The organism is Streptomyces sp. NPDC005878, from assembly GCF_040629815.1.
Taxonomy (GTDB): Bacteria; Actinomycetota; Actinomycetes; order Streptomycetales; family Streptomycetaceae; genus Streptomyces.
The window spans coordinates 1-26,971 of sequence record NZ_JBEXWK010000039.1 but is presented as its reverse complement, the minus strand read 5'-3'; the positions used below and the strand labels follow the sequence as shown (position 1 = coordinate 26,971).

At 71.8% G+C, this 26,971-nt stretch carries 16 protein-coding genes, 1 tRNA gene and 1 rRNA gene; 4 read left to right on the top strand and 14 right to left on the bottom strand.

Annotated elements, in window-relative coordinates; all coding sequences use genetic code 11:
- Positions 1 to 6 precede the first annotated feature (6 nt).
- Positions 7 to 861, bottom strand: coding sequence for an AraC family transcriptional regulator (locus ABZ404_RS35535; protein WP_358834143.1), 855 nt, complete (start codon positions 859 to 861; stop codon positions 7 to 9).
- A gap of 56 nt (positions 862 to 917) precedes the next feature.
- Between ABZ404_RS35535 and ABZ404_RS35530 the strand changes: the two genes are divergently transcribed.
- The 3 genes from ABZ404_RS35530 (at position 918) to ABZ404_RS35520 (ending at position 8,054) form a co-directional block, all read left to right on the top strand.
- On the top strand, positions 918 to 5,567 hold the full coding sequence (locus tag ABZ404_RS35530; RefSeq protein WP_358991318.1) for an ATP-dependent helicase: 4,650 nt from the start codon (positions 918 to 920) through the stop codon (positions 5,565 to 5,567).
- A gap of 707 nt (positions 5,568 to 6,274) precedes the next feature.
- Positions 6,275 to 7,069, top strand: coding sequence for a DNA-formamidopyrimidine glycosylase family protein (locus ABZ404_RS35525; protein WP_358837081.1), 795 nt, complete (start codon positions 6,275 to 6,277; stop codon positions 7,067 to 7,069).
- Positions 7,070 to 7,289: 220 nt separating this feature from the next.
- The gene (locus tag ABZ404_RS35520; protein ID WP_358837082.1) at positions 7,290 to 8,054 is read left to right on the top strand and encodes an SDR family NAD(P)-dependent oxidoreductase; all 765 of its coding nucleotides are present in this window, start codon (positions 7,290 to 7,292) and stop codon (positions 8,052 to 8,054) included.
- On the opposite strand, the gene ABZ404_RS35515 is transcribed toward ABZ404_RS35520, so the two are convergent.
- The 10 genes from ABZ404_RS35515 to ABZ404_RS35470 form a co-directional block, all read right to left on the bottom strand.
- A complete protein-coding gene (locus tag ABZ404_RS35515) occupies positions 8,002 to 8,217 on the bottom strand; it encodes a hypothetical protein (protein ID WP_358837087.1) in 216 nt (71 codons plus the stop codon). The two genes, ABZ404_RS35520 and ABZ404_RS35515, sit on opposite strands and share 53 nt — an antisense overlap.
- A 127-nt stretch (positions 8,218 to 8,344) precedes the next feature.
- The gene (locus ABZ404_RS35510) at positions 8,345 to 8,815 is read right to left on the bottom strand and encodes a DNA starvation/stationary phase protection protein (RefSeq protein ID WP_358837083.1); all 471 of its coding nucleotides are present in this window, start codon (positions 8,813 to 8,815) and stop codon (positions 8,345 to 8,347) included.
- 155 nt (positions 8,816 to 8,970) lie between these two features.
- A complete protein-coding gene (locus ABZ404_RS35505; RefSeq protein ID WP_067165033.1) occupies positions 8,971 to 9,354 on the bottom strand; it encodes a helix-turn-helix transcriptional regulator in 384 nt (127 codons plus the stop codon).
- A gap of 109 nt (positions 9,355 to 9,463) precedes the next feature.
- The gene (locus tag ABZ404_RS35500; protein ID WP_358837084.1) at positions 9,464 to 9,973 is read right to left on the bottom strand and encodes a CinA family protein; all 510 of its coding nucleotides are present in this window, start codon (positions 9,971 to 9,973) and stop codon (positions 9,464 to 9,466) included.
- Entirely contained in the window at positions 9,970 to 10,659 is a 690-nt protein-coding gene (pgsA, locus tag ABZ404_RS35495) for a CDP-diacylglycerol--glycerol-3-phosphate 3-phosphatidyltransferase (protein WP_358837085.1), read from the bottom strand. The genes ABZ404_RS35500 and pgsA overlap by 4 nt, the downstream gene beginning before the upstream one ends.
- Positions 10,656 to 12,131 carry a 30S ribosomal protein S12 methylthiotransferase RimO gene (gene rimO / locus ABZ404_RS35490; protein WP_358991315.1) on the bottom strand — a complete coding sequence of 492 codons (1,476 nt, stop codon included), beginning with the start codon at positions 12,129 to 12,131 and terminating at the stop codon, positions 10,656 to 10,658. Before rimO ends, pgsA begins: the two co-directional genes overlap by 4 nt.
- Before the next feature lie 93 nt (positions 12,132 to 12,224).
- Positions 12,225 to 13,088 carry a RodZ domain-containing protein gene (locus ABZ404_RS35485; protein ID WP_358837646.1) on the bottom strand — a complete coding sequence of 288 codons (864 nt, stop codon included), beginning with the start codon at positions 13,086 to 13,088 and terminating at the stop codon, positions 12,225 to 12,227.
- A 255-nt stretch (positions 13,089 to 13,343) separates the two neighbouring features.
- The gene (locus tag ABZ404_RS35480) at positions 13,344 to 16,142 is read right to left on the bottom strand and encodes a DNA translocase FtsK (protein ID WP_358991313.1); all 2,799 of its coding nucleotides are present in this window, start codon (positions 16,140 to 16,142) and stop codon (positions 13,344 to 13,346) included.
- Positions 16,143 to 16,389: 247 nt separating this feature from the next.
- On the bottom strand, positions 16,390 to 17,070 hold the full coding sequence (locus ABZ404_RS35475; protein ID WP_358836064.1) for a response regulator: 681 nt from the start codon (positions 17,068 to 17,070) through the stop codon (positions 16,390 to 16,392).
- Between the two features lie 273 nt (positions 17,071 to 17,343).
- A complete protein-coding gene (locus ABZ404_RS35470; protein ID WP_358836063.1) occupies positions 17,344 to 22,806 on the bottom strand; it encodes a HAMP domain-containing protein in 5,463 nt (1,820 codons plus the stop codon).
- Between the two features lie 299 nt (positions 22,807 to 23,105).
- Here ABZ404_RS35470 and ABZ404_RS35465 point away from each other — a divergent pair, with 299 nt between their 5' ends.
- Complete coding sequence (locus ABZ404_RS35465) at positions 23,106 to 25,808, top strand: SpoIIE family protein phosphatase (RefSeq protein WP_358836062.1); 2,703 nt, start codon at positions 23,106 to 23,108, stop codon at positions 25,806 to 25,808.
- Positions 25,809 to 25,918: 110 nt separating this feature from the next.
- On the opposite strand, the gene ABZ404_RS35460 is transcribed toward ABZ404_RS35465, so the two are convergent.
- The 3 genes from ABZ404_RS35460 to rrf form a co-directional block, all read right to left on the bottom strand.
- Positions 25,919 to 25,991: transfer RNA gene (locus ABZ404_RS35460), tRNA-Thr, on the bottom strand.
- A 112-nt stretch (positions 25,992 to 26,103) separates the two neighbouring features.
- Positions 26,104 to 26,781 carry a DegT/DnrJ/EryC1/StrS family aminotransferase gene (locus ABZ404_RS35455; RefSeq protein ID WP_358836061.1) on the bottom strand — a complete coding sequence of 226 codons (678 nt, stop codon included), beginning with the start codon at positions 26,779 to 26,781 and terminating at the stop codon, positions 26,104 to 26,106.
- 97 nt (positions 26,782 to 26,878) lie between these two features.
- Positions 26,879 to 26,971, bottom strand: a 5S ribosomal RNA gene (gene rrf, locus ABZ404_RS35450); the annotation flags it as partial.

The window sequence follows — 26,971 nt, the reverse complement described above, 5'->3', positions numbered from 1 at the left end:
CGGACGTTACGTGGGCGGGGCTCCCGCGTTCTTGTACGTTCTTGCGCGCTCCCTGCGGTACGCGCCCGGCGTCACGCCCACGATGCGGGTGAAGTGGCGGTTCAGGTGCGGCTGGTCGGTGAAGCCCACGGTCACGGCGGCCTCCGCGGGCGCGGTCCCCGCCTCCAGGAGCAGCCTGGCGCGCCGCACGCGCTCACCGGTGAGCCAGGTGTGCGGGGGCAGTCCGTACGCGGCCTTGAAGGCCCGCAGCAGGGCGAACGGGCTGGTCCCGAGGTCGTGGGCGAGCCGCTCCAGGGACGGCGGGTCGGCGAGGCGCTCCTCCAGGAGGGCGCGGGCGGCCGCGGCCGTACGGGTGCCCGCCGATCCGGTGGTGCGCGCGGGCAGGGAGCGTCCGTGGCGGCGCAGCAGCCGGGCGACGGCGATACGGAACACCGTGTCGGCGGCGAGCGCGTTGCCCTGCTCGGCCGCCCGGTGCACCTCGTGGATGAGCAGCGAGGTGTCCGGGTCCTCGACGATGGTCTCGGCGAAGCCCACGCTCCCGCGCAGGGTGGTGACCTCGGCGGCGAGGTCGGCGATCAGCTGCGAGGACGGGTAGAGCGTGGCGTACGTCCAGCCCTCGGGGACGCCGGCGCGGGCCGAGTGCGGCACCTCGGGGTTGATCATGACGACGGTGCCGGGGCGCGCCCGTACGGTCTCTCCGGGCAGCACGACGTCCTCGATCCCGCCGCGCACCGCGCCGAAGACGAAGCCCTCGTGGCTGTGGCGGGAGAAGGAGTGGCTGACGTAGCGGGCATGCAGCAGTTCGAGGCCCGGCAGCCCCGGGTACCGCCAGTGCCGTGCCCACTCCTCGGCCGCGTTCATATCCGTATTCTCGCAGCTCCGGGCCATTGTCAGTGGGTGGGTGCACGATGGGGACCATGGCAAGGACAGCGCTGGACTCCTTCTCTCCCGCGACCAGGAGCTGGTTCACGGGGGCCTTCACCGCGCCCACCGCCGCTCAGGAAGGTGCCTGGCGGGCGATCTCCGAGGGGTCGGACGTGCTGGTGGTCGCGCCGACGGGATCGGGCAAGACCCTTGCCGCGTTCCTGGCCGCGCTGGACGGGCTGGCCGCCGCCCCGCCGCCCGCCGAGCCGAAGAAGCGCTGCCGGGTGCTGTACGTGTCGCCGCTGAAGGCGCTCGCGGTCGACGTCGAGCGCAATCTGCGTTCTCCGCTCACCGGTATCCGCCAGGAGACGGTGCGTCTGGGGCTGCCGGAGCCGGAGGTGCGGGTGGGGATCCGTTCGGGCGACACCCCGCCCGCCGAGCGCCGCGCCATGTCGACCCGGCCGCCGGACATTCTGATCACCACCCCCGAATCGCTGTTCCTGATGCTCACCTCCTCCGCGCGCGAGGCGCTCACGGGCGTGGAGACGGTGATCCTGGACGAGGTGCACGCGGTGGCGGGCACCAAGCGCGGAGCCCATCTGGCCCTGTCCCTGGAGCGGCTGGACGAGCTGCTGGCCAGGCCCGCCCGCCGTATCGGCCTTTCGGCGACGGTCCGTCCGGTGGACGAGGTGGCGCGCTTCCTGTCGCCGCAGCGCAAGGTGGAGATCGTCCAGCCGCGCTCCACCAAGGAGTTCGACCTGTCGGTGGTCGTGCCGGTGGAGGACCTGGGAGAGCTGGGCGGCGCACCGGCGGCCGACGCCGCCGAGGGCGCGGAGAAGCCGTCGATCTGGCCGCATGTGGAGGAGCGCATCGTCGACCTGGTGCAGGCGCACCGCTCGACGATCGTCTTCGCCAACTCCCGGCGCCTGGCCGAGCGGCTGTGCAACCGGCTCAACGAGATCGCTTACGAGAGGGCCACGGCGGCCGCGCTGGAGGCGGGCGAGTCCGCCGTGCCGCTCGACGAGGCCCATGCCCCCGCCGAGGTCATGGCGCAGTCGGGGGCGGCCAAGGGCGCGCCGCCCGTCCTCGCGCGCGCCCATCACGGCTCGGTCTCCAAGGAGCAGCGCTCCCTGGTCGAGGAGGACCTCAAAGCGGGCCGGCTGCCCGCCGTGGTCGCCACCTCCAGCCTGGAACTGGGCATCGACATGGGCGCGGTGGACCTGGTCGTCCAGGTCGAGTCGCCGCCCTCGGTCGCCTCCGGCCTCCAGCGGGTGGGCCGCGCGGGCCACCAGGTGGGCGCGGTCTCCACGGGCGTGGTCTTCCCCAAGTACCGGGGCGATCTGGTCCAGGCGGCGGTGGTGACCGAGCGGATGCGTTCGGGAGCCATCGAGTCGCTGCGGATCCCGTCCAACCCGCTGGACGTGCTGGCGCAGCAACTGGTCGCCATGACGGCGCTGGACAGCTGGCAGGCGGACGACCTGCTGGCCCTGGTCCGCCGGGCGGCGTCCTTCGCGGCCCTGCCGGAGTCGGCGTTCACGGCCGTCCTGGACATGCTGGCGGGCCGCTATCCCTCGGACGCCTTCGCCGAGCTGCGCCCGCGCGTGGTCTGGGACCGCGTGGCGGGGACGGTCACGGGCCGCCCCGGCGCGCAGCGCCTCGCGGTGACGTCCGGCGGCACCATCCCGGACCGCGGCCTCTTCGGCGTCTTCCTCGCGGGCTCCGACCCCAAGAAGGGCGGCGGCCGGGTAGGAGAGCTCGACGAGGAGATGGTCTACGAGTCGCGCGTCGGCGATGTGTTCACGCTGGGCACCACGTCCTGGCGGATCGAGGACATCACCCGCGACCGGGTCCTGGTCTCCCCCGCCCCCGGCGTGCCGGGTAGGCTGCCCTTCTGGAAGGGCGACCAGCTGGGCCGCCCGCTCGAACTGGGGCGCGCGCTGGGCGCGTTCCTGCGCGAGGTCGGCTCCCTCAGCGCCGAGGACGCGCGGCTGCGGCTGCTGAGCGCGGGCCTGGACGCCTGGGCGGCGGACAACGTGATCGCCTACCTCGACGAGCAGCGCCGCGCCTGCGGCCATGTGCCCGACGACCGCACGATCCTCGTGGAGCGGTTCCGCGACGAGCTGGGCGACTGGCGGGTCGTCATCCACTCCCCCTTCGGCGCCCAGGTGCACGCCCCCTGGGCGCTGGCCCTCGGCGCCCGCCTGGCCGAGCGGTACGGGATGGACGCCCAGGTGATGCACGCCGACGACGGCATCGTGCTGCGGCTGCCCGACGCCGATCTGATGGGCCTGGACCTGCTCGACCAGGACCCGGGCCACCTGGACTCGACGTTCGACAGCGAGCAGGCGCCGGTCGGCGCCGCGGACGCCGTTTTCGACAAGAGCGAGATCGAGCAGATCGTCACCGAACAGGTCGGCGGCTCCGCACTGTTCGCCGCCCGCTTCCGCGAGTGCGCCGCGCGCGCGTTGCTGCTCCCGCGCCGCAACCCCGGTAAGCGCACCCCGCTGTGGCAGCAGCGCCAGCGCGCGGCCCAACTGCTCCAGGTGGCGAGCGAGTTCGGCTCGTTCCCGATCGTCCTGGAGGCCGTCCGCGAGTGCCTCCAGGACGTCTTCGACGTACCGGGTCTGACCGAGCTGATGGGCGACCTGGAGGCGCGCCGGGTCCGGCTGGTCGAGGTGACCACGCCCGAGCCGTCCCCCTTCGCGCGGTCCCTGCTCTTCGGCTACGTCGCCCAGTTCCTGTACGAGGGCGACTCGCCGCTGGCCGAGCGGCGGGCCGCCGCCCTCTCGCTCGACTCCCATCTGCTGGCCGAGCTGCTGGGCCAGGCGGAGCTGCGCGAGCTGCTGGACGCGGAGGTCCTCACCGAGCTGGAGCAGGAACTCCAGTGGCTCACCGAGGACCGCCGGATCAAGGACGTGGAGGGCGTCGCCGACCTGCTGCGGGTCCTGGGCCCCCTGACCGACGAGGAGCTGCTCGCGCGCGGCGCCGAGGCGCCGTGGCCGCAGGAGCTCGCGTCCGCCCGCCGCGCCATCCGGGTCCGGCTCGGCGGCACCGAGCACTGGGCGGCGATCGAGGACGCCGGGCGGCTGCGCGACGCGCTGGGCACGGCGCTGCCGGTGGGTGTGCCCGAGGCGTTCATGGAGCCGGTCAAGGACCCCCTCGGCGACCTCCTCTCGCGGTACGCGCGCACGCACGGCCCGTTCACCTCGGCCACGGCCGCGGCCAGGTTCGGCCTCGGCACGGCCGTCACCGAGGGCGCGCTGCAACGGCTGGCGGCGAGCGGGCGGGTGGTGCAGGGCGAGTTCCACCCGGCGGGGCTCGGCCAGGAGTGGTGCGACGCGACGGTGCTGCGCAGGCTGCGGCGCCGCTCGCTGGCGGCGCTGCGCCACGAGCTCGAACCGGTGCCGCCCGCGGCGCTGGCCACCTTCCTGCCCCAGTGGCAGCACCTGGGGAGCAACAGCCTGCGCGGGATCGACGGGCTGGCCCGGGCCGTCGAACAGGTGCAGGGCGCCGCCGTACCCGCGTCCGCCCTGGAGAAGCTGGTGCTGCCCTCCCGGGTCTCCGACTACGGACCGGGGATGCTGGACGAGCTCACCACCACCGGCGAGGTCCTGTGGGCGGGGGCGGGTGCCCTGCCGGGCAAGGACGGCTGGGTCTCCCTATATCTCGCGGACGCGGCGCCCCTGCTGCTGCCGGCGCCGCACCCCTTGGAGCTGACCGCCCTGCACGAGTCGGTCCTGACGGCGCTCGCTCCCGGGTACGGGCTGTTCTTCCGCCAGATCGCCGACCAGGTCCGCGCCACCACGCACCCGGAGGCGAGCGACCCCCAGCTGGCCGACGCCGTATGGGACCTGGCGTGGTCGGGGCGGCTCACCAACGACACCCTGGCGCCGCTGCGGGCGCTGCTGGGGTCGGGCCGCACCGCCGGGTCCACCGCGCACCGGGCCAAGCGGGCGGTGCCACGCGGGCGGTACGGGTCGCTGACGGCGGCGGCCCGGTCCGCCTCGCGCACCGGGCCGCCGACGGTGTCGGGGCGCTGGTCCCTGCTGCCCGCCCGCGAGCCGGACCCCACGCACCGGGCGCACGCCCTGGCCCGCACGCTCCTCGACCGCCACGGCGTGGTGACGCGGGGCGCGGTCGCGGCCGAGGGGGTCGAGGGCGGTTTCTCGGCCACGTACCGGATCCTGGCGGCGTTCGAGGACAGCGGGCAGGCGCGGCGCGGCTATGTGGTCGAGGGGCTGGGCGCGGCGCAGTTCGCGATGGACGGCGCGGTGGACCGGCTGCGGGCGGCGGCCACCGCGCGCGACCGCGCGGAGGCGCGGCCGACGCCCCGGGGGGTGGTCCTGGCGGCGGCGGACCCGGCCAACGCGTACGGGGCGGCGCTTCCCTGGCCCGAGCCGCCGTCGGGGGCCGGGCACAAGCCGGGCCGCAAGGCGGGGTCGATGGTGGTCCTGGTCGACGGCGAGCTCACGCTCTACATGGAGCGTGGCGGCAAGTCCCTGCTCGTCTGGCCGTCCGAGCCCGACGATCCGGCGCTGCTGGCGGCGGTGGAGTCGCTGGCGGGGGCGGCTCGGGCGGGGCGGCTGGGGACGGTGATGGTGGAGCGGGTCAACGCCGAGGCCGCGCTCACGTCGCCGCTGGCGCGGGCGCTGGAGTCTGCGGGGTTCGTTCCCACGCCGAGGGGGTTGCGACTGCGGCCCTGAACCCCCCACCCCGCCCCTTCCCTGAACCCTCCGGGGGCGGGAGCGGCCTGAGGCGTGAGCTTCCCCCGGGGCTGCGCCCCGACCCCCTCAAGGCGGGCCACGCGAGCCCCGCACCCCACTTACCGGGGTGCGCCCAAGCCCCCTCACAGCGGGCTACGCAAGCCCCTCATTCACTCACCGGGCTGCATCCCGGCCCCCCACCCACCGGGCTGCGCCCCGCCCCCTCAGAGCGGGCCGCGCGAGCCCCGCACCCACCCATCGCGCTGCGACCCCAGCCCCCCCGGCCACCACGGGCCAGGCGGCCCTTCTTGCCGGGCTGCGCCCGGGCGGCCCCCGCTGTCGTCTGCGGACCGTGCTGGGTTGCTCGCGCAGTTCCCCGCGCCCCTGAGGGGGTCCCCCGCACCCGGACACTTGCCTCAGCCACAACCCCCAGGGGCGCGGGGAACTGCGCGACCAGCCCCCACGAACCCGCAGACGAACACATGCCCCACCGTCACCGACCCCCAGGGGCGCGAGGAACTCCGCAACCAGCCCCACCGCCCCGCAGCCAACCCATGCCCCGCCACCACCGTCCCCCCAGGGGCGCGGGGAACTGCGCGGCCAACCCCCACCGACCCGCAGACGCATCACCCCCCCCCGCCCCCGCAGACACCCCACCCCCACTCCAACCCCCGCCCTCACCCCCACCCACCCTGCACAATGGCTTCATGCCCGAAGGAGACACCGTCTGGCAGGCCGCCCGTCGGCTCGACGCCGCGCTGGGCGGATGTGAGCTGATCCGGTCCGATCTGCGGGTGCCCCGGCTCGCGACCGTGGACCTGACGGGGCGGACCGTCCTGGACGTCACCCCGCGCGGCAAGCACCTCCTCACCCGTATCGAGGGCGGCCTCACCCTCCACTCGCATCTGCGCATGGAGGGCACCTGGCGGATCTTCTCGCCCGGGGAACGCTGGCGGGGCGGCCGGAGCGACCAGATCCGGGCGATCCTGGGCACCGAGGAGCGTACGGCGGTCGGCTACCGCCTGGCCGTCCTCCAACTCCTCCGCACCCGCGACGAGCACCGCGTCGTCGGCCACCTCGGCCCCGATCTGCTCGGCCCGGACTGGGACCCCGAACTCGCCCTGCGCAACCTGCTTCGGGACCCCGCAAGGCCCCTCGGCGAGGCCCTGCTCGACCAGCGCAACCTCGCGGGCGTCGGCAACATCTACAAGTCCGAGATCTGCTTCGCCGTCCGGGCGGTGCCCTGGCTGCCGGTGGGCGACCTCACCGACCCCGTCCGGGTCGTCGTCGCCGCCAAGAAGATCATGGAGGCGAACCGGGAGCGTACGTCCCGGCAGGTCTACGTGTACGGGCGCGGCGGGCGCCCCTGCCCCCGCTGCGGTACCGCCCTGCGCGTCACCACCCTCCGCGACCCCTCCGGCAGCGAGCGCCCCACCTACTGGTGCCCCCGGTGCCAGCCCAGCCCGCCGGTGTCCGCCCAGGCCGGACGGAACAGCGACTGACCCGGAAGCCCGGCACGACGGGTAGGGGCCGCGAAGGGACCGCGAAGGGTCCACGAAGGGGCCGCGAAGGGGCCACGAAGGGGCCACGAAGGGGCCGCGAAAGGACCGCGAAGGGGCCGCGAAAGGACCGCGAAGGGACCGCGAAAGGACCGCGAAGAACCGCAAGGGCACTGCGACCCCCCAGTTGACGCCCCGTCAGATCCCGCCGTACCGTCCCCGCATGCCCCTCTCGGCGTACGACCTCACCGATCGGACCGCCTTCGTGACCGGCGCCGCCGGCGGTATCGGGCGGGCCAGTGCCGTCCTGCTGGCGCAGGCCGGCGCGGTCGTGCACTGCGCCGACCTCGACGAGCAGGGCCTCCGTCGCACCCGCGAGCTGATCGCCAGGGCGGGCGGCACCGCGTACACCCACGCGCTCGACGTGACCGATCACACCCGGCTGCGCGCGGCCGTCCGGGACGCGGGCCGGCTCGACGTCCTGGCCGCCGTCGCCGGGATCATGCACTCCAGCACGGTCCTCGACACCGACGACGCCGACCTCGACCGCGTGCTCGCGGTCAACTTCAAGGGCGTGCTGCACTCCTGCCAGGAGGCGGCCCGCGTGATGATCGAGAACGGTACGCCCGGCAGCATCGTCACCATGGCGTCCGGAGCCGTCGACTCCGCCGGGGCCGGGCTGTTCTGCTACAGCGCCTCGAAGGCGGCCGTCATCCAGCTGACCAAGACCCTCGCCACGGAGCTCGGCCCGCACTCCATCCGCGTCAACGCCATAGCCCCGGGCTGGGTCCGTACGCCGATGACCGAGCGGCACTCGGCCGAGCACCAGCGGCAGATCGAGTCGACGATGGTCCGGCTCTCCCCGCTCGGACGGCTGGGCGAGCCCGAGGACATCGCGCACACCGTGCTCTACCTCGCCTCGGACGCGTCCTCGTTCATGACGGGTCAGATCCTCCGTCCGAACGGCGGCGTCGCGATGCCCTGGTGACCGTGGGGCCCGTGACGTGGACGGGCAGGAGGCTCAGGCCCCAGCCGCCCGCCGCCACCGTGCCTTCGAGCACGCCGGCCTCCTCGGGCGCCGCCAGCAGGCGCACCACCGCCCACCACCACAGCGCCCCCACCACGAGCGCCGGCACCCATCGCACCGCCACTGCCATGGCCGCCTCCTCGGGCCGACGCTAGACCGCTCCCCCCGTCCATCGGGAGGGCGCACCGGGTACCACCCCAGCGCGCATGCCGCCCCGTACGCCCCGCGAGCCGGTCCGGGCTCCCGGCCCGTCAGCCGCTCTCCGCCTGGAACATCCAGGCGTGCTTCTCCAGGTCCGCCGTCAGCCCGATGAGCACGTCCTGGCTGACCGGGTCCGGGTCGCCGGTGGCGTCGATCCGCTCGCGCATCCTCGTCACGACCGCGCCCAGCGCGTCGACCAGGATCCGGACCGCGTCCCCGTCCTTGATCCAGCCGGTGGGCGTCGCGCCGATCGCGCTCGTCGAGGACACGGTCGCCGCCCTGCCGTCCGGGGTGACCCCGAGCGCGGCGGCCCGCTCGGCGACCGTGTCGGAGTGGAGCCTTGCGGTGTCGACCACCTCGTCGAGCTGGAGGTGCACGGACCTGAAGCGCGGCCCGACGACGTTCCAGTGGACCTGCTTGGCGACCAGCGCCAGGTCCACGAGGTCGACGAGTGCGCCCTGGAGGGCGTCACCGACCACCTTCAGATCGGTCTCGGACAGCGAGCTCTTCACGACAGACATGCATGGACTCCGTTCGGTGTGCGCCGGCTCCCCGCGTTCACCCACCACCTTGGCACGAAGCCCCAAAGGGGGCATGTCAAAGGTTTCGGGGCAAAGAGAAGCCCCGGCCGGTCAACAGACCGGCCGGGGCTTCTCACAGACAGAGCCCGACAGCGTCAGGCCGCGACGACGTCCACCGCTTCCGCGGGCGCCTTGATCGTCACACGCTCGGTCGGGACGCCGGTCACCGACGTCACGGAGATCGAATTGAGCATCGGACGTACCGGTGCGGGCACCGGGTCGCTCGCCGCCGCCGAGGCAGCGAGCTCGGCAAGTGCCAGCTCGTCGCTCACTTCCCGCATGAGCTCGGACATCCGTACGTCAAGCGCGTCGCAGATGGCGGAGAGCAGCTCGGAGGATGCCTCCTTCTGCCCCCGCTCCACCTCGGAGAGATAGCCGAGTGAGACTCGGGCGGACGAGGAGACTTCGCGCAGAGTACGGCCCTGGCGCTGGCGCTGCCGACGCAGCACGTCACCCAGCAGGCGACGGAGCAGAATCATCGGTGGCTCCCTCCTCGGACCGCGTAGCCGCATCCTTCACGCCCCACCGTACCGCCTCGCGCTGCGGCCGTGCGGGGAGCGATGTCGTGTTCACTCAGGGCTGCAAACATCAATTCCCCCCGTTCTGTTCCGTATCCTGTGCCCGCGCGTCTTCGCGGAGTTCACCGGCGAGCAGGTCGAGCACGCTCCGTACACTCTCCCTACGGATTTCCTCCCTGCCGCCGTTCAACCGCAAAGCGACGGATTTCCCGGTCCCATCCGGTCCCTCGACCGCCACGTGGACCGTCCCGACGGGCTTGCCGTCCTGGGGTTCGGGGCCCGCGACGCCGGTCGTCGCCACACCCCAGTCGGCCCCCATGAGCCGGCGCACACCCGCTGCCATCTGCCGCGCGACCTCGCCGTCCACGGCTCCGCGCTCAGCCAGCAGGGTCCCGTCGACGCCCAGGACCTTCTGCTTGACGTCCGTCGCGTAGGCCGTCACCGAGCCGAGGAAACCCGCAGAGGCGCCCGGTGCCTCGGTCAGCTCCGCGGCCACCAGCCCACCGGTCAGCGACTCCGCGGCCGCCACCGTCTGGTCACGGTCCGTGAGCAGTTGCATGATCCGCGCAGCCTCTTTCACCGGCCCGGTCCCTCCACGGCGGCCTCGGCGGCGCGCGCCGCGCGCTGTGCGGCGAGCCCCTGGCGCCTCAGTACGACCGCCTGTCGCACATAGTCCAGTCCCGTGACGACCGTCAGCACCACGGCGATCGCCATCACCCAGAAGCGCAGGGTCGCCAGTGGACCCGTGAGCGCCAGTACATACATACCCGTCGCCGTGCCCTGGGCGAGTGTCTTCAGTTTCCCACCGCGGCTGGCGGGAATCACGCCGTGCCTGATGACCCAGAAACGCATGAGCGTGATCCCGAGTTCCCGGAACAGGATCACCCCGGTCACCCACCACGGCAGATCGCCCAGCGAGGAGAGGCAGACCAGCGCGGCACCCATGATCGCCTTGTCCGCGATGGGGTCCGCGATCTTCCCGAAGTCGGTGACCAGGTTGTACGTCCGGGCCAGATGCCCGTCGAAGATGTCCGTGATCATGGCGACGGCGAACGCCGCCCATGCCCAGGCCCGCCAGGCCGGGTCGTACCCGCCGTCCTGGAGCATCAGCACCACGAAGCCCGGCACGAGCACGAGCCGGACCATGGTGAGGAGGTTCGCGACGTTCCAGAGGCTCGCCTGGTTGACGGCCGCCGCGCCCAGCTTGCCGCCGGGCGCCGGCGTCCGGCCGGTACCGCCCGCCGCGGATGCCGGGACTCCGGTCATCTGGCCGCCTCCTCAGGGACGTCGAGACTCGTCACCACCAGGTCGACGCCCTCGGCGGCGACGACCTTCGCCTCGACGATACGGCCCGGCGTCAGTCCCGCGCCCTCCGTGAACCGCACTTGACCGTCGGTCTCCGGCGCCTGGTGCTCGGCGCGGCCGATCACGCCGTCCTCGCCGTCGACGGACTCGACCAACACCCGGACGGTGTCGCCGACGCGCTCCTCGGCGCGCTGGGCGGTGAGCTCCTCGGCCAGCCGCGACAGGTGGTCGAGCCGCTCCGCGATCACCTCGGCGTCCAGCTTGTTCTCGTACGTGACGGCCTCGGTGCCCTCCTCGTCGGAGTAGCCGAACACGCCGATGGCGTCGAGGCGGGCGGCGGTGAGGAAGCGTTCCAGCTCCTGGAAGTCGGCCTCGGTCTCACCGGGGAAGCCGACGATGAAGTTGGAGCGGACACCGGCCAACGGCGCCTTGGCGCGGATCGTCTCCAGCAGCTCCAGGAAGCGCTCGGTGTCGCCGAAGCGCCGCATGGCCCGCAGCACACCGGGGGCGGAGTGCTGGAAGGAGAGGTCGAAGTACGGGACGACCTTGTCGGTCGAGGTCAGTACGTCGATCAGGCCCGGGCGCATCTCGGCGGGCTGGAGGTAGCTGACGCGTACACGCTCGATGCCCTCGACGGCCGCGAGCTCGGGCAGCAGCGTCTCCAGGAGGCGGATGTCACCGAGGTCCTTGCCGTACGAGGTGTTGTTCTCGGAGACCAGCATGACCTCCTTGACGCCCTGCTCGGCCAGCCAGCGCGTCTCGCCCAGGACGTCCGAGGGGCGGCGCGAGATGAAGGAGCCGCGGAAGGACGGGATGGCGCAGAACGAGCAGCGGCGGTCGCAGCCGGAGGCCAGCTTCACCGAGGCGACCGGGCTGGTGTCCAGCCGGCGGCGCAGCGGGGCGCGCGGACCGGACGCGGGGGCGACGCCCTCGGGCAGGTCCTCGGGGGCGCTCTCCTGGGCCTCCTGGGCGTGGCCGGGCAGCGCCACGGCGGCGCCCTGGCGCTCGACGGGGCTCAGGGGCAGCAGCTTGCGCCGGTCGCGCGGGGTGTGCGCCTCGACGCTCCCGCCGCTGAGGATGGTCTGGAGGCGGCCGGAGATGTCGGCGTAGTCGTCGAAGCCGAGCACACCGTCGGCCTCGGGGAGCGCGTCGGCGAGCTCCTTGCCGTACCGCTCGGCCATACAGCCGACCGCGACGACGGCCTGGGTCCTGCCGTGATCCTTGAGATCGTTGGCTTCGAGGAGGGCGTCGACGGAGTCCTTCTTGGCGGCTTCGACGAACCCACAGGTGTTGACGACGGCGACATCGGCGTCCGCGGCGTCCTCGACGAGCTCCCAGCCGTCCGCTGCCAAGCGGCCTGCAAGCTCCTCCGAGTCCACCTCGTTACGGGCGCAGCCGAGAGTGACAAGGGCGACGGTACGGCGTTCGGGCATGGACTCAAGACTACTTTGTCCCGGCCCGCGTCCCCGCCGCGAGGGCTGATCAAGGAATGGGCGGCCCTGCGGCGCCGGGGTGCGGCGCGGCCGTCAGCCGACGACCGGGTCGCCCTTGGTGTAGGTCAGCCGCTCGACCTGGCCGTCTCCGAACTGGTCCTCGACCTTCTTGCCGTTGACGTAGAGCTCGATCGCCCCGGCGTTGCCGAGGATCAGGTCGATCTTCTCGCCGTCCACGAAGGTCTTCGACTCGCCCTTCTCCAGGAGGCCGTCGTAGAGCACCTGGCCGTTGTGCGCCTTGGCGGAGATCCAGCTCTTGTCGGAGATGGCGCTCAGCTTGACGGTGACCTTGTCCTGCGGGGCCGCCGCGATGGCGCTGTCCGAGGGGGCGGGGGGCTTGGACACCGGCGGCAGGCTCGGGACCGGCTTGGGGCTCGGGCTGCGCTGCTGCGTCTGGGTGGGGCCCTCCGCCACCTGGGTGCCCTTGCTCTTGGAGTCGCCGTCGCCGCTGAACATCGTGAAGCCGACGAAACCGACGACCACCACGATCGCGGCGACCATGGCCGCGGTCCAGTTCGGCCGGCGCCGCTCGGGCCGGATCCGCTCGGCCTCGAACATGGGTGCGGCGGGTGTGGGCTCGGGACGGCCGCCGTGGTCGGCGTCGTACTGCGCGACCAGGGGCTCGGGGTCCAGGTGCACGGCCCGCGCGACCGTGCGGATGTGTCCGCGCGCGTACACATCGCCGCCGCAGCGGGAGAAGTCGTCCTCCTCCAGGCCGTGGACGATCGGAATGCGCACTCTCGTGATCGAACTGACCTCGTCGACGGTCAGTCCCGCCGCGATACGGGCCTGCTTGAGCGCGTGCCCGATCGTCGGCCGGTTGTCGTCAGCAAAGGAGGGCCGGTCGTCGTCGCCGAGGGAAGGCCGGTCGTCTTCGGGGGAGTTGCCGATGGACACGGGGGCGCCTTTCGAGCGTGAGCCACCTGCTGGAGGTTCAGTCTAGGGGGGGTACGAAAGGGTGGGGCAACCGGGAGGGTGGAGTTTGTACGCCATAGGAATGGCCTCCTCCCTTCCTCCTAACGGGTCAGGAGGGGGGCATGTTCCTGTTCTTCCCTCAACTGGACGTACAACCGGGGAGAACGGTTGCCCCACCCTCCCGTACGCGTGCTCCATTCGGCCGCCCGATCGCCCCTTCGGGCCCGCCCCGGGCCATCAGGGAGCCTCCCCCCGGATGACCGCGAGCACACCGTCGAGTTCGTCCGGTTTGACCAGGACGTCGCGCGCCTTGGAGCCCTCGCTGGGTCCCACGATCCCGCGCGACTCCATCAGGTCCATCAGCCGGCCGGCCTTGGCGAAGCCGACCCGCAGCTTGCGCTGGAGCATCGAGGTCGACCCGAACTGGGTGGAGACCACCAGCTCGGCGGCCTGGCAGAGCAGGTCGAGGTCGTCGCCGATCTCCTCGTCGATCTCCTTCTTCTGCTTCTGGCCGACCGTGACGTCCTCGCGGAAGACCGGCGCCATCTGGTCCTTGCAGTGCTGGACGATCGCCCCGATCTCCTCCTCGGTGACGAACGCGCCCTGGAGGCGGGTCGGCTTGTTCGCGCCCATCGGCAGGAACAGTCCGTCACCCTTTCCGATGAGCTTCTCGGCACCGGGCTGGTCGAGGATGACACGGCTGTCGGCGAGCGAGGAGGTCGCGAAGGCGAGCCGGGAGGGCACGTTCGCCTTGATCAGGCCGGTCACGACGTCGACCGAGGGCCGCTGGGTGGCGAGGACCAGATGGATGCCGGCGGCACGGGCCAACTGGGTGATGCGCACGATCGCGTCCTCGACGTCACGCGGCGCCACCATCATCAGGTCCGCGAGCTCGTCGACGATCACCAGCAGATACGGGTACGGGGTCAGTTCCCGCTCGCTGCCCTCGGGCAGCTTGACCTTGCCGTTGCGGATCGCCTCGTTGAAGTCGTCGATATGGCGGAATCCGAACGCCGCCAGGTCGTCGTAGCGCAGATCCATCTCGCGCACGACCCACTGGAGCGCCTCGGCGGCCCGCTTGGGGTTGGTGATGATCGGTGTGATCAGATGCGGAATGCCCTCGTAGGCGGTGAGTTCCACCCGCTTGGGGTCGACGAGCACCATCCGTACGTCCTCGGGGGTGGCGCGCACCATGACCGAGGTGATCAGGCAGTTGATGCAGGACGACTTGCCGGAGCCGGTCGCGCCCGCCACCAGGACGTGCGGCATCTTCGCCAGGTTGGCCATCACATAGCCGCCCTCGACGTCCTTGCCGAGCGCGACGAGCATCGGGTGGTCGTCCTCGGCCGCGTCCGCGAGCCGCAGCACGTCACCGAGGTTGACCATCTCGCGGTCGGTGTTCGGGATCTCGATACCGACCGCCGACTTGCCGGGGATCGGCGAGATGATCCGTACGTCCGGGCTGGCCACCGCGTACGCGATGTTCTTGGTCAGCGCCGTGATCCGCTCGACCTTGACGGCCGGCCCCAGCTCCACCTCGTACCGGGTGACCGTCGGGCCCCGGGTGAAGCCGGTGACGGCGGCGTCGACCTTGAACTCCGTGAAGACGTTCTGGAGCGAGGCCACTATGGCGTCGTTGGCGGCGCTGCGCGTCTTGCCGGGCCCGCCGCGCTCCAGCAGGTCCAGCGAGGGCAGCGCGTACGTGATGTCGCCCGCGAGCTGGAGCTGCTCGGCGCGCGCCGGCATCTGCGAGTGCTCCGGCGCCGCCTTGGTCAGATCCGGTACGACGGCGGGGGCGCCCGGGGTCGCCCTGGGCGCCGGACCGGTCGCGCCGGCCTTGGTGGTCGGTGTCCCGGCCGCGCCCGCCGCCTCACCGCGGGCCGTGGGCACCGGTGTGGTGCTCCCCCGCTCCCGCTCGGTGGTGACGCCCTGGGTGAGGTCCGCGACGACCGGGGAGGGCGGCAGGCCGTTCAGTACGGCGCCGTCGAGCGCCGCGGCCGCGGCGGCGGCCACGTCGACGGGGTCCATGGGGGTGTCGAACGCCGGTTGCACCGAGGCGCGCCGGGGCTTGCGGCGCTGCGAGAGCGCCGCCTGCTCGGCCTCGCCCGGGGCGTAACCGTCGCCCGGCGCGATCCTGCGCCCGGGCGTGCGCCGGGCGCGCGGCGCGGGCTCCGGTTCGTCGGCGGTACGCCAGTCGTCCTCGTACAGCTCGTCCTCGACCAGTTCCCCCGGCAGCGGCTCCAGGACGCCGAGCCGGACGCACAGGGCCCGCAGGCGCTGCGGGATGGCGTTGACGGGCGTCGCGGTGACCACGAGCAGCCCGAAGACGGTCAGCAGCACCAGCATCGGCACCGCGAGCACATCGCCCATCAGGAATTCCAGCGGCTTGGACGCGCCCCAGCCGATGAGACCGCCGGCGTCCTGCATCGCGCTGGTGCCGTCGTCGCGGCCGGGCGAGCCGCAGGCGATGTGGACCTGGCCGAGCACGCCGAGCACCAGCGCGGAGAGGCCGATCACGATCCGGCCGTTGGCCTCGGGCTTCTCCGGATAGAGGATCAGCCGGACGGCGATCGCGCCGAGCAGCAGCGGCACCAGCAGGTCGAGCCGGCCGAAGGCGCCGGTCACCAGCATCTCGACGAGCTCGCCGACCGGGCCGCGCAGCTGGGACCAGGTGCCCGCGGCCACTATCAGCGCGATCCCGAGCAGCAGCAGGGCGACGCCGTCCTTGCGGTGGGCGGGGTCGAGGCCCTTGGCGCCGCGCCCCACGCTGCGGAACATCGCGCCGACGCCATGGGCGGCGCCCAGCCACACGGCGCGCGCGAGCCGGTACACGCCCCCGGTGGGTGAAGGCGCGCGCTGGGGCGCGGCCTTGGGGGGCATCGCCTTCTTGGCGGGCGCCCTTTTGGCGGGTGCCTTCTTCGCGGGCGCGACGGTCTTCTTCGCGGGCGCCTTCTTGGCGGGCGCCGCGGTACGGCCGGTGCGCTTCGCGGTGCCCGCCGTGCCCTGGGAACCCTTGCCGGACGTACGTGAGGCCATGGTGCTGAGGTTACCGGTGCGGACGGCCGTCGACACGGCGGCCGGTGCTTCACCCGTTCGTGTCGTACCGAAAGACGATAGTCACAGGCGCGGGGACAGGACCGGCGTACGGGCGAAAGGGGCTGACGCACCCTCAGCGCCTGGCCCCCCGCAACGGCTCGCTCCGGTTCCGCTCGGTTCTGCGAGTCGGTCTGGGTTCAGTTCTGCGAGTCGGTGCGGGTTCAGTTCTGCGGGTCAGTTCTGTGCGTCAGTTCTGCGAGGGGACGGCCGCGGTGCCGCTGCCGGTGCCCGGCTCCAGGGCGTCGAGCGCCCGCCGCAGGCCGGTCAGTTTGCGCTCCAGATGGGCGGCGGTGGCCACCGCCGCCGCGTCCGCCGACTCGTCGTCGAGCTGTTTGGAGAGCGCCTCGGCCTGCTCCTCGACCGCCGCGAGCCGCGCGGACAGCTCGGCGAGCAGCCCCGCGGGCTCCTTGGGGTCGCCGGCCGTCTGGCCGCCGCCCTCCAACTGGAGCCGGAGCAGCGCGGCCTGCTCGCGCAGCTGACAGTTCTTCATGTACAGCTCGACGAACACCGACACCTTGGCGCGCAGCACCCAGGGGTCGAAGGGCTTGGAGATGTAGTCGACGGCTCCCGCCGCGTACCCCCGGAAGGTGTGGTGGGGGCCGTGGTTGATGGCGGTGAGGAAGATGATCGGGATGTCCCGGGTCCGCTCCCGCCGCTTGATGTGCGCGGCGGTCTCGAAACCGTCCATGCCCGGCATCTGGACGTCCAGCAGGATCACCGCGAAATCGTCCGTCAGCAGCGCTTTGAGCGCTTCCTCCCCTGACGATGCCCGCACCAGTGTCTGATCGAGCGCGGAGAGGATGGCCTCCAGCGCCAGCAGATTCTCCGGCCGGTCATCGACCAGGAGGATCTTGGCCTTCTGCACCATGGCCCGTCCTCCTCGCCCCGGCTTGGGGCCTCCCCTGTCCGAAGGACTTGGGGAAGCACCGGGCGCCGCCCCTGAGGACGACTCCCTTGCGCCGCCCGTCCTTGTGCCGGTCATGGTAGCCGCACCCCGCCTGTCGCCACACCCTGTCACCGCGATGTCACTGTGCACGTAGCAGAAACGTAGTGGGAGACCAGAAGGTTCCCCGAATACCGCCCTCCCACACGCCTTCGGCCACAGTCAGTCAGCACCGCGCGGCGGACCGCCCGCCGGCGATCACTTCTCCCGCATCCACTGCTCCATCACCGAGAGCAGGTGGTCGGGGTCGACCGGCTTGGTCACGTAGTCCGAAGCCCCGGACTCGATGGCCTTCTCCCGGTCGCCCTTCATCGCCTTCGCGGTGAGCGCGATGATCGGCAGCCCGGCGAACTGCGGCATCCGGCGAATCGCCGATGTCGTGGCGTACCCGTCCATTTCCGGCATCATGATGTCCATCAGCACGACGGCCGTGTCCTCGTGCTGCTCCAGGACCTCGATCCCCTCGCGGCCGTTCTCCGCGTACAGCACCGAAAGGCCGTGCTGCTCCAGCACGCTGGTGAGCGCGAAGACGTTCCGTACGTCGTCGTCGACGATCAGCACCTTCTCACCGCCGAAGTGGAAGGTGCGCGCGGGCGCGTGCTCCGGCTCCTGAGCCGCCCACGCGTCCGGCTGCGCCTCTCCCTGCTGTCCGGGCAGCGTCGCGGCGGGCTCCGCGCCGAGCGCCTTTCGGCGGCGCCGGAAGAGCCCTGCCGTCCCCGTCTGGGCCTCGCTCGGGGCGAGCGTCGCCGTCTCGTGCGGCATCGGGTCCTGCCGGCCCGCGTCCGCCCGGCCGGCCTCGCTGTCCGTCTCGCCGCCGGGCGGCAGCTGCGGGTAGCCCTGCGGCGGCAACTCGCTGGGGTGCAGCGGCAGATACAGCGTGAAGGTGGAGCCCCGGCCGGGCTCGCTCGCCGCGTGGATCTCGCCGCCGAGCAGCCGGGCGATCTCGCGGCTGATCGACAGCCCGAGGCCCGTGCCGCCGTACTTGCGGCTGGTCGTGCCGTCGGCCTGCTTGAACGCCTCGAAGATCACCCGCATCTTGCTGGCCGCGATCCCGATGCCGGTGTCGGTCACCGAGAACGCGATCAGATCGGCGTCCGCGTCGCGCAGCGAGCCCGCCTCCAGGAGCTGTTCGCGGATCGCGTGCGGCACATCGGCGTGGGCGGGCCTGATCACCAGCTCGACGGCCCCGCTGTCGGTGAACTTCACCGCGTTCGACAGCAGATTGCGCAGCACCTGGAGGAGCCGCTGCTCGTCGGTGTGCAGGGTCGCCGGGAGCTCCGGCGACACCCGTACGGAGAAGTCGAGCCCCTTCTCCGCGGTGAGCGGCCGGAAGGTCGCCTCCACATAGTCGACGAGCTGCACCAGGGCGATCCGGGTCGGACTGACGTCCATCTTGCCCGCCTCGACCTTGGACAGGTCCAGGATGTCGTTGATCAGCTGGAGCAGGTCGGAACCCGCACCGTGGATCGTTTCCGCGAATTCGACCTGCTTCGGCGAGAGGTTGCCCTCCGCGTTGTCGGCGAGCAACTTGGCGAGGATCAGCAGGGAGTTGAGCGGGGTCCGCAGCTCGTGCGACATGTTCGCCAGGAACTCGGACTTGTAGCGCATGGAGACCGCGAGCTGCTCGGCGCGCTCCTCCAGGACCTGCCGGGCCTCCTCGATCTCGGTGTTCTTCACCTCGATGTCGCGGTTCTGCTGGGCGAGCAGCTCGGCCTTCTCCTCCAGCTCCGCGTTGGAGGCCTGGAGGGCCTTCTGCCGGTTCTCCAGCTCCGCCGACCGCTCGCGCAGCTGCTCGGTCAACTCCTGCGACTGCTTGAGCAGCACCTCGGTCTTGGAGTTGACGCTGATCGTGTTGACGCTGGTCGCGATCATCTCCGCGATCTGGTTGAGGAAGTCCTTCTGGATCTGGGTGAACGGCTGGAAGGAGGCCAGTTCGATCACCCCGAGGACCTTGCCCTCGAAGAGCACCGGCAGCACGATCACATGCGCGGGCGGCGCGTCCCCGAGCCCGGAGGAGATCTTGAGGTAGCCCGGCGGCACGTTCTCCACCAGGATCGTGCGCTTCTCCTCCGCCGCCGTGCCGATCAGCGTCTCACCGGGCCGGAACGACGTGGGCATCGAACCCGCCGAGTACCCGTAACTCCCGCGCATCCTCAGCTCGTACGGGCTGTCCTCGTCCCCGCCGACCTCGTTGGAGCCGCCGGTCGGCAGCGCCAGGAAGAACGCGCCGTGCTGCGCCGAGACCACCGGCGTCAGCTCGGTCATGATCAGGGAGGCGACGTCGTCGAGGTCGCGCCTGCCCTGCATCAGACCGGAGATACGGGCGAGGTTGCCCTTGAGCCAGTCCTGCTCCTTGTTGGCGACCGTGGTGTCGCGCAGGTTGGCGATCATCGTGTTGATGTTGTCCTGGAGGGCCTGGATCTCGCCCGCCGCGTCCACGTCGATCTTGAGGTTGAGGTCGCCGCGGGTCACCGCGGTGGCAACGGCCGCGATGGCGCGCACCTGCCGGGTCAGGTTCCCGGCCATCTCGTTCACGGACTCGGTCAGGTCGCGCCAGGTGCCGTCCACGTCGCGTACGCGCGCGTGGCCGCCGAGCTGGCCCTCGGTGCCCACCTCGCGCGCGACGCGGGTGACCTCCACGGCGAACGAGGAGAGCTGGTCGACCATCGTGTTGATGGTGTTCTTCAGCTCCTGGATCTCACCGCGCGCGTCGATGTCGATCTTCTTGGTGAGGTCGCCCTTGGCGATGGCGGTGGTGACCGTGGCGATCTGGCGCACCTGCCCGGTGAGGTTGTCGGCCATGGAGTTCACCGACTCGGTGAGGTCCTTCCACGTACCGGAGACGCCGGGGACGCGGGCTTGGCCGCCCAGGATGCCGTCGGTGCCCACCTCGCGCGCGACCCGGGTGACCTGGTCGGCGAAGGACGACAGGGTCGTCACCATGGTGTTGACGGTGTCGGCGAGCTCCGCGACCTCGCCGCGCGCCTCGACCGTCACCTTCTTGGTGAGGTCGCCGTTGGCGACGGCGGTGGAGACCCGGGCGATGTTGCGCACCTGGTAGGTGAGGTTCGCGGCCATCAGGTTGACGTTGTCGCTGAGGTCCTTCCAGATGCCGGTGACCCCGCGCACCCGGGCCTGACCGCCGAGGATGCCCTCGGTGCCCACCTCGCGCGCGACCCGGGTCACCTCGTCCGCGAAGTTCGACAGCTGGTCGACCATCGTGTTGACGGTGGTCACCAGCTCCAGGATCTCGCCCTTGGCGTCGACGGTGATCTTCTTCGAGAGGTCGCCCTTGGCGACCGCCGTCGTCACCTCGGCGATGTTGCGCACCTGGAAGGTGAGGTTGTTCGCCATGAAGTTGACGGACTGCGTCAGGTCCTTCCAGGTACCCGAGACGCCCTGCACCTCCGCCTGGCCGCCCAGGATGCCCTCGGTGCCCACCTCGCGGGCCACCCGGGTCACCTGCTCCGCGAAGTTCGAGAGCTGGTCGACCATCGTGTTCAGGACGTTCTTGAGCTCAAGGATCTCGCCACGCGCGTCCACGTCGATCTTCTGCGACAGGTCGCCGCGCGCCACCGCCGTGGCGACCTGGGCGATATTGCGGACCTGGGCGGTGAGGTTGCCGGCCATGCCGTTCACCGAGTCCGTCAGATCCCGCCACACCCCGGCCACGCCCGGCACCTGCGCCTGGCCGCCCAGGCGTCCGTCGGTGCCCACCTCGCGCGCGACCCTGGTCACCTGCTCGGCGAAGCCGGACAGCTGGTCGACCATGTTGTTGATGGTGTTCTTGAGCTCCAGGATCTCGCCGCGCGCGTCCACGTCGATCTTCTGCGACAGGTCGCCGCGCGCCACCGCCGTGGTCACCTGGGCGATCTGGCGCACCTGGGACGTGAGGTTGCCCGCCATGAAGTTGACGGAGTCGGTGAGCTCCTTCCAGGTGCCCGAGACGCCGTCCACCCGGGCCTGACCGCCGAGCCGGCCCTCCGTACCGACGTCCTGGGCCATCCGCGTCAACTGGGCGGCGAACGAGGCCAGCTGGTCCACCATCGTGTTGACGGTGTTCTTCAGCTCCAGCATCTCGCCGGAGACGTCCACCGTGACCTTCTGCGACAGGTCGCCGTTGGCGACGGCCGTCGTCACCTGCGCGATGTTGCGCACCTGGCCGGTGAGGTTGCGGAACGCGTTGTTGACGGAGTCCGTCAGGTCCTTCCAGGTACCCGCCGCGCCCGGCACCTCCGCCTGACCGCCCAGGCGCCCCTCGACGCCGACCTCCCGGGCCACCCGGGTCACCTCGGAACCGAACGACTGGAGCTGGTCGACCATCGTGTTGACGGTGTTCTTCAGCTCCAGCATCTCGCCCGCGACGTCGACCGTGACCTTCTGGGTCATGTCACCGTTGGCGACCGCCGTGGTCACCTGCGCGATGTCCCGCACCTGCGTCGTCAGGTTGCGGAAGACCGTGTTCACCGAGTCGGTCAGGTCCTTCCAGGTGCCCGCCGCGCCCGGCACCTGCGCCTGCCCGCCGAGCAGGCCCTCGGCGCCGACCTCGTTGGCGACCCGGGTCACCTCGTCCGCGAACGTGCGCAGCGTCTCGGTCATCTGGTTGATCGTCTCGGCGAGCTGGGCGACCTCCCCGCGCGCGTTGACGGTCACCTTCTGCGACAGGTCACCGTTGGCGACCGCCGTCGTCACCTGCGCGATCCCGCGCACCTGTGCGGTCAGGTTGCCCGCCATCAGGTTGACGGAGTCCGTCAGGTCCTTCCACACACCCGCGACGCCGGGCACCTGCGCCTGGCCGCCGAGCTCGCCCTCGGTGCCCACCTCGCGCGCGACCCGCGTCACCTCGGAGGAGAACGAGGAGAGCTGGTCGACCATCGTGTTCACGGTGTTCTTCAGCTGGAGCATCTCACCGGCGACGTGCACGGTCACCTTGCGCGACAGATCGCCCTTGGCGACCGCCGTCGTCACGAGAGCGATGTCACGCACCTGGGCGGTCAGCCGGTACGCCATCGTGTTCACCGAATCCGTGAGGTCCTTCCACGAACCGGACATTCCGCGTACCTGGGCCTGGCCGCCGAGCTTGCCCTCGGTACCGACCTCCAGTGCGACCCTCGTCACCTCGTCGGTGAACGCCGAGAGCTGGTCGACCAGGTTGTTGACGGTCCGCCCCACCTTGAGGAACTCTCCGCGCAGCGGCCGCTCGGCGTTGTCCACGCCGTGCGAGCGCAGGTCCATGCGCTGCTCCAGATCGCCCTCCGCGACCGCGGACAGCACCCTGCCGACCTCGGAGACCGGCCGGGCCAGATCGTCCACCAGCGCGTTCGAGGCGTCGATGGCGGCCGCCCAGGAGCCCTCACAGGCCCCCGTCTCCAGCCGCTCGGTGAGCTTCCCCTCCCGGCCCACCATCCGCCGCACCCGGGCGATCTCGCCCGTCAGATGCAGATTGCGGTCGGCGACCTCGTTGAAGACCGCGGCGATCTCGGCCATCATCCCGTCCCCGGAGACGGTCAGCCGCTTGCGGAAATTGCCGTCCCGCATCGACGCCAGTGCGGCGAGCAGCCGCTGCAGCGCAGCGGTGTCCACCTCGGTCGTCCCCTTGCCGCGGGTCCGTCCGCCCTTCGCGCGCGTGCTCTTGCCACGCGCCGCCACGCCAGACTCCACCGTGTCCCTCCCGCAGGGGTCGACCGCCCTCGTCGGGCTTTGCTCGAAGCCTTCCCAGTGTTTCACCATGGCCGGACCCGGCCATAACAGTTCGGCAGCTTCGCATACCGTCCCCGCCCACGGAGGGCGGAAACACTGGTGACCGGCATCCGCCAGGACAGTGAAGGTAAGTAACCTGGCTTCCGGCTGTCCAACCGCCCCGGTCCGTCCGAGGGCGGCGGCGCCCCCTGCTCCAGTGAGCCCGGGGGCCGCGGACGCCACAAGGACGACCACGGGACACCGGAGGGGGCGGGCCACACATGGGAGTGTTGATTCCCGGGGGGCACCTTCCCGGACCCCGGCAGGGGAAACCGGGCGTCGAGACGCGTACGAGGAGTTCTGTGATCACCGCGCGGGCGGAAGCCAGCTTCGAACCCGTCGGGCGGTCCGTGGCGACCGCCCGCGCCTTCGTCCGCGACACCCTCCAGGGCTGGGGGTACGCGGACGTCGTCGACGACGCCGTCGTCCTCACCAGCGAGCTGGTCACCAACGCGGTCGTCCACGCCGGCACCGCCGCCGACGTCCTGTGCCTGCGCTCCGAGGACGGCGTCCGCGTCGAGGTGGCCGACCACTACCCCGAACGTGAGGTCCCGCTCCACGCCTCGCCCGCCGAGGTCGCGGGACCCGACCGCGAGAACGGCCGCGGCCTGCTGCTGTGCGCCGCCATCGCCTCCCGCTGGGGCGTCGAGTACACCCCCACCCGCAAGCACGTCTGGTTCCAACTCGACCTGCCCGCCCGCCGGGTGGGCACCCGCTCGGCCGGTCCCGCCCTGCCCCTGGACCTGCTGCCCGTCACCGACGGCCGGGTCCGCGTCGCGGTCATCCAGATCGACAGCACCGGCGCCGTCCGCGCCTGGAACGAGGACGCCGAGGAGCTCTTCGGCTACCCCGCGGAGAAGGTCACCGGCAAGCAGCTCACCGACTTCGCGGCCTGGCCGCACACCCCCGGCACCTCCACCGGGATCGTCGAAGCCCTCCAGCTGTCGCGCTGGGAGGGCAGCTACGGCATCCGCGGCGCCGACGGCCGCGTCCTGCCCGTGTACGCGTCACACCTGCGCGTACGGGACACCAACGGCGAACCGTCCACCGTCTGCCTCCTGGTCCGCGACGACGAGCGCGCCGTGCTCCAGACCCCCGTACGCGCCCCCGCCGGCGACCCCGCGGCCATGGGCGAGAGCCGCAACGTCGACCCGTTCGAGGTCTTCATCGGCTCCCCCGCCCCCGACGACCTGGACGGACTGCTCCAGCGCACTGTGGAGCGCGCCCGCGACATGCTCGACGGCGACGCCGCCTTCCTGCTGCTGGCCACCGACGACGAGACCGAGCTGGAGGTCCGCGCCACCACCGGCCTGCCCTCCGCCCGCCAGCGCTTCGCGCGCGTGCCCGTCGAAGCGGGCACCGGCCGCTACGGCTCGGCCAGGATGCCCGCCGTCCACGAGGACCTCGCGGCCGTTCCCGGCGCCGTCCCCATCCTCGGCGGCTCCGGCATGCGCTCGGTCGTCACCGTCCCCCTCAAGGTCGAGGGCCGCCTCACCGGCTCCCTGGGCGTCGCCGCCGAATCCGCCGGGCGCTACTCCAACGAGGAGGCGCTGCGCCTCCAGTTCGCCGCCGACCGCATCGCGCTCGCCGTCGAGTCGGCCCGCCTCGGTGAGCTCGAACGCCTCCGCCGCGGATCCCTGAGCTTCCTCGTGGAGGCCTCGGACCTGCTCGCGGGAACCCTGGACCGGGACCAGACGTTGGCCCTGATGGCACAGATGACCGTCCCCACCCTCGCCACCTGGTGCGCCGTCTACACGATCGCGGACCAGTCCTCCGACCCGTACCTGTCCTACGTCCTGCACGAGGACGAGGAGCGCATCGACGGCCTCAAGGCGCTCCTGTCCAAGATCGACCCGCCGGAGCCGGTCCCCACCCCGGGCGCCCGCGTCTGGAGCGCCCCCGGCGAAGCCGCCCACCAGGCCGCGCTGCGCACCTCGATGCGCGACCTCGGCCGCGGCAGCAGCCCGCACCTGGGCAGCGGCCTCGGCACCACACTGTCCACGGCCGCCGCCGTCGGCGGCGAGACCGTCGTGCTGCCCCTGGTCGCCCGCAACCGCGTCATCGGCATGCTCACCCTCGGCAAGCCCTCCGACGACCACTTCCGCCAGGAGATCCTGGAACTGGCCGAGGACCTCTCCCGCCGGGCCGCGCTCGCCCTCGACAACGCCCGCCTCTACTCGGAGCGCATGGCCATCAGCCGCTCCCTCCAGCGCAGCCTGCTGCCCCCGGGCCTCCCCCAGATCCCCGGCGTCGAGGTCGAGGTCATCTACCGCGCGGCCGGCGAGGGCAACGAGGTCGGCGGCGACTTCTACGACCTCTTCCCCATCCGCGACGGCGCCTACGGCTTCGCCATCGGCGACGTGTGCGGCACCGGCCCCGAGGCGGCGGCCGTCACGGGCCTGGCCCGCCACGCGCTGCGCCTGCTCGCCCGCGAGGGCTTCGGCGGCCCCGCGGTCCTGGAGCGTCTCAACGCCGCGATCCTCGACGAGGGCGCCCGCAGCCGCTTCCTGACGCTCCTTTACGGCGAGCTGTGGCCCCAGGAGGACGGCAGCGCCGTCCTGAAGGTCGTCTGCGCGGGCCACCCGCTTCCGCTGCGCCTGCGCCAGGACGGCACGGTGGAGCCCGCGGCCGAACCCCAGCCGCTGCTCGGCGTCATGGAGGACCTGGAGCTGTACGAGGAGACGATCACCCTGGACCCGGGCGACGTCCTTCTCTGCGTGACGGATGGCATCACCGAGCGCCGGGAGGGTACCCGCATGTTGGGAGACGACGGTCTGACCGACGTCCTCGCCACGTGTACGGGCCTGACCGCCGGCGCCGTTGCGGCCCGCGTCCTGCGCGCGGTGGAACGCTTCGCCGCCGAGCCCGCGTCCGACGACATGGCGATTCTGTCGATGCGTATCCCGGAACAGCCCCGGCATTAGCGGAGCCGGGGCCCCGGGGCCCGACAGGACCAGGGGCCACCGCCCACCGGTGGCCGGAGAACGCGAAAGGCCCCGCCCAATGGGCGGGGCCTTTCATCGTCTTCCTCCTGAGCCCCCATGCGGAATCGAACCGCAGACCTTCTCCTTACCATGGAGACGCTCTACCGACTGAGCTATAGGGGCCGGTTGTTGTTTCGGGGTTTCCCCCTCACCAACGAGATAAAGCATACCCTGAATCAGACGGTGTTCCGAACCACGCCCGCCCGTTCCTCCAGCTCCGGGCCCACATCCCCCGTCAGGCGGGCTGGAGCAACCCCCCGAGCGCGTTGCAGACCGACACCAACTTCCGTACGTCCGCGTCGGAAAGCCCGTCGAGGCGGGGCAGCGCGAGCGTCTCGTCCACGGCCCGCTCGGTCTCCGGCAGCACACACCCGATCCGCCTGAACTCCCGCGTCCGGTGTACGGGCGTGAGCACGGGCACCTCACACGCGACCCCGCGCCGCCGCAGCAGCCGCGCGAACGCGTCCCGGTCGGGCCGCCCGTTCCCCAGCACCCGTACGACATAGCGCTGATACCCGTGCCCGACGGCCGGCACGGGCGTCCGTACGCCCACGAGCCGCCGGTCCAAGTACGCGGCCCGCTCCCGGCGTTGTACGACGTCACCGCCCTGGCCGTCGTCCTCGTCCGTCTCCACCAGCAACAGTCCGAGCCGCTCCGCGAGTTGCCTGAACTGCCCGGCCTCGCCGGGGTGCCCGAAGCGGTGCACGAGGACGAGCCCGACGGTCCGCGAGGTCACTACGGCCTCGATGCCCCCGACCCCCAGGCAGTACGTCTCCGGGTCTATGTCGGCGAACACCGGCAGGGCACCGGCCGCCACGACGGCCCGGGCCACGGTGCCGTCGTCGTAAGCCGGCACGATCACTTCGTCCCCGGCGGTGAGACGCGCGGACTCCAGCTTTCCGATGATCCCCATAGCTGGGCATGGTGCTCACCGCATATGAACAACAGGTGATCGGGCATAAAAAAACGCGGGTCCCCGAGCCGAAGCTCGGGAACCCGCGTGAAAAATTGTTCGGCGGCGTCCTACTCTCCCACAGGGTCCCCCCTGCAGTACCATCGGCGCTGAAAGGCTTAGCTTCCGGGTTCGGAATGTAACCGGGCGT

Coding starts and splice junctions, on each gene's coding strand:
- ABZ404_RS35535 (WP_358834143.1), bottom strand. CDS start 861: ATGAACGCGGCCGAGGAGTGGGCACGGCACTGGCGGTACCCGGGGCTG.
- ABZ404_RS35530 (WP_358991318.1), top strand. CDS start 918: ATGGCAAGGACAGCGCTGGACTCCTTCTCTCCCGCGACCAGGAGCTGG.
- ABZ404_RS35525 (WP_358837081.1), top strand. CDS start 6,275: ATGCCCGAAGGAGACACCGTCTGGCAGGCCGCCCGTCGGCTCGACGCC.
- ABZ404_RS35520 (WP_358837082.1), top strand. CDS start 7,290: ATGCCCCTCTCGGCGTACGACCTCACCGATCGGACCGCCTTCGTGACC.
- ABZ404_RS35510 (WP_358837083.1), bottom strand. CDS start 8,815: ATGTCTGTCGTGAAGAGCTCGCTGTCCGAGACCGATCTGAAGGTGGTC.
- ABZ404_RS35505 (WP_067165033.1), bottom strand. CDS start 9,354: ATGATTCTGCTCCGTCGCCTGCTGGGTGACGTGCTGCGTCGGCAGCGC.
- pgsA (WP_358837085.1), bottom strand. CDS start 10,659: ATGACCGGAGTCCCGGCATCCGCGGCGGGCGGTACCGGCCGGACGCCG.
- rimO (WP_358991315.1), bottom strand. CDS start 12,131: ATGCCCGAACGCCGTACCGTCGCCCTTGTCACTCTCGGCTGCGCCCGT.
- ABZ404_RS35480 (WP_358991313.1), bottom strand. CDS start 16,142: ATGGCCTCACGTACGTCCGGCAAGGGTTCCCAGGGCACGGCGGGCACC.
- ABZ404_RS35475 (WP_358836064.1), bottom strand. CDS start 17,070: ATGGTGCAGAAGGCCAAGATCCTCCTGGTCGATGACCGGCCGGAGAAT.
- ABZ404_RS35465 (WP_358836062.1), top strand. CDS start 23,106: ATGGGAGTGTTGATTCCCGGGGGGCACCTTCCCGGACCCCGGCAGGGG.
- ABZ404_RS35455 (WP_358836061.1), bottom strand. CDS start 26,781: ATGGGGATCATCGGAAAGCTGGAGTCCGCGCGTCTCACCGCCGGGGAC.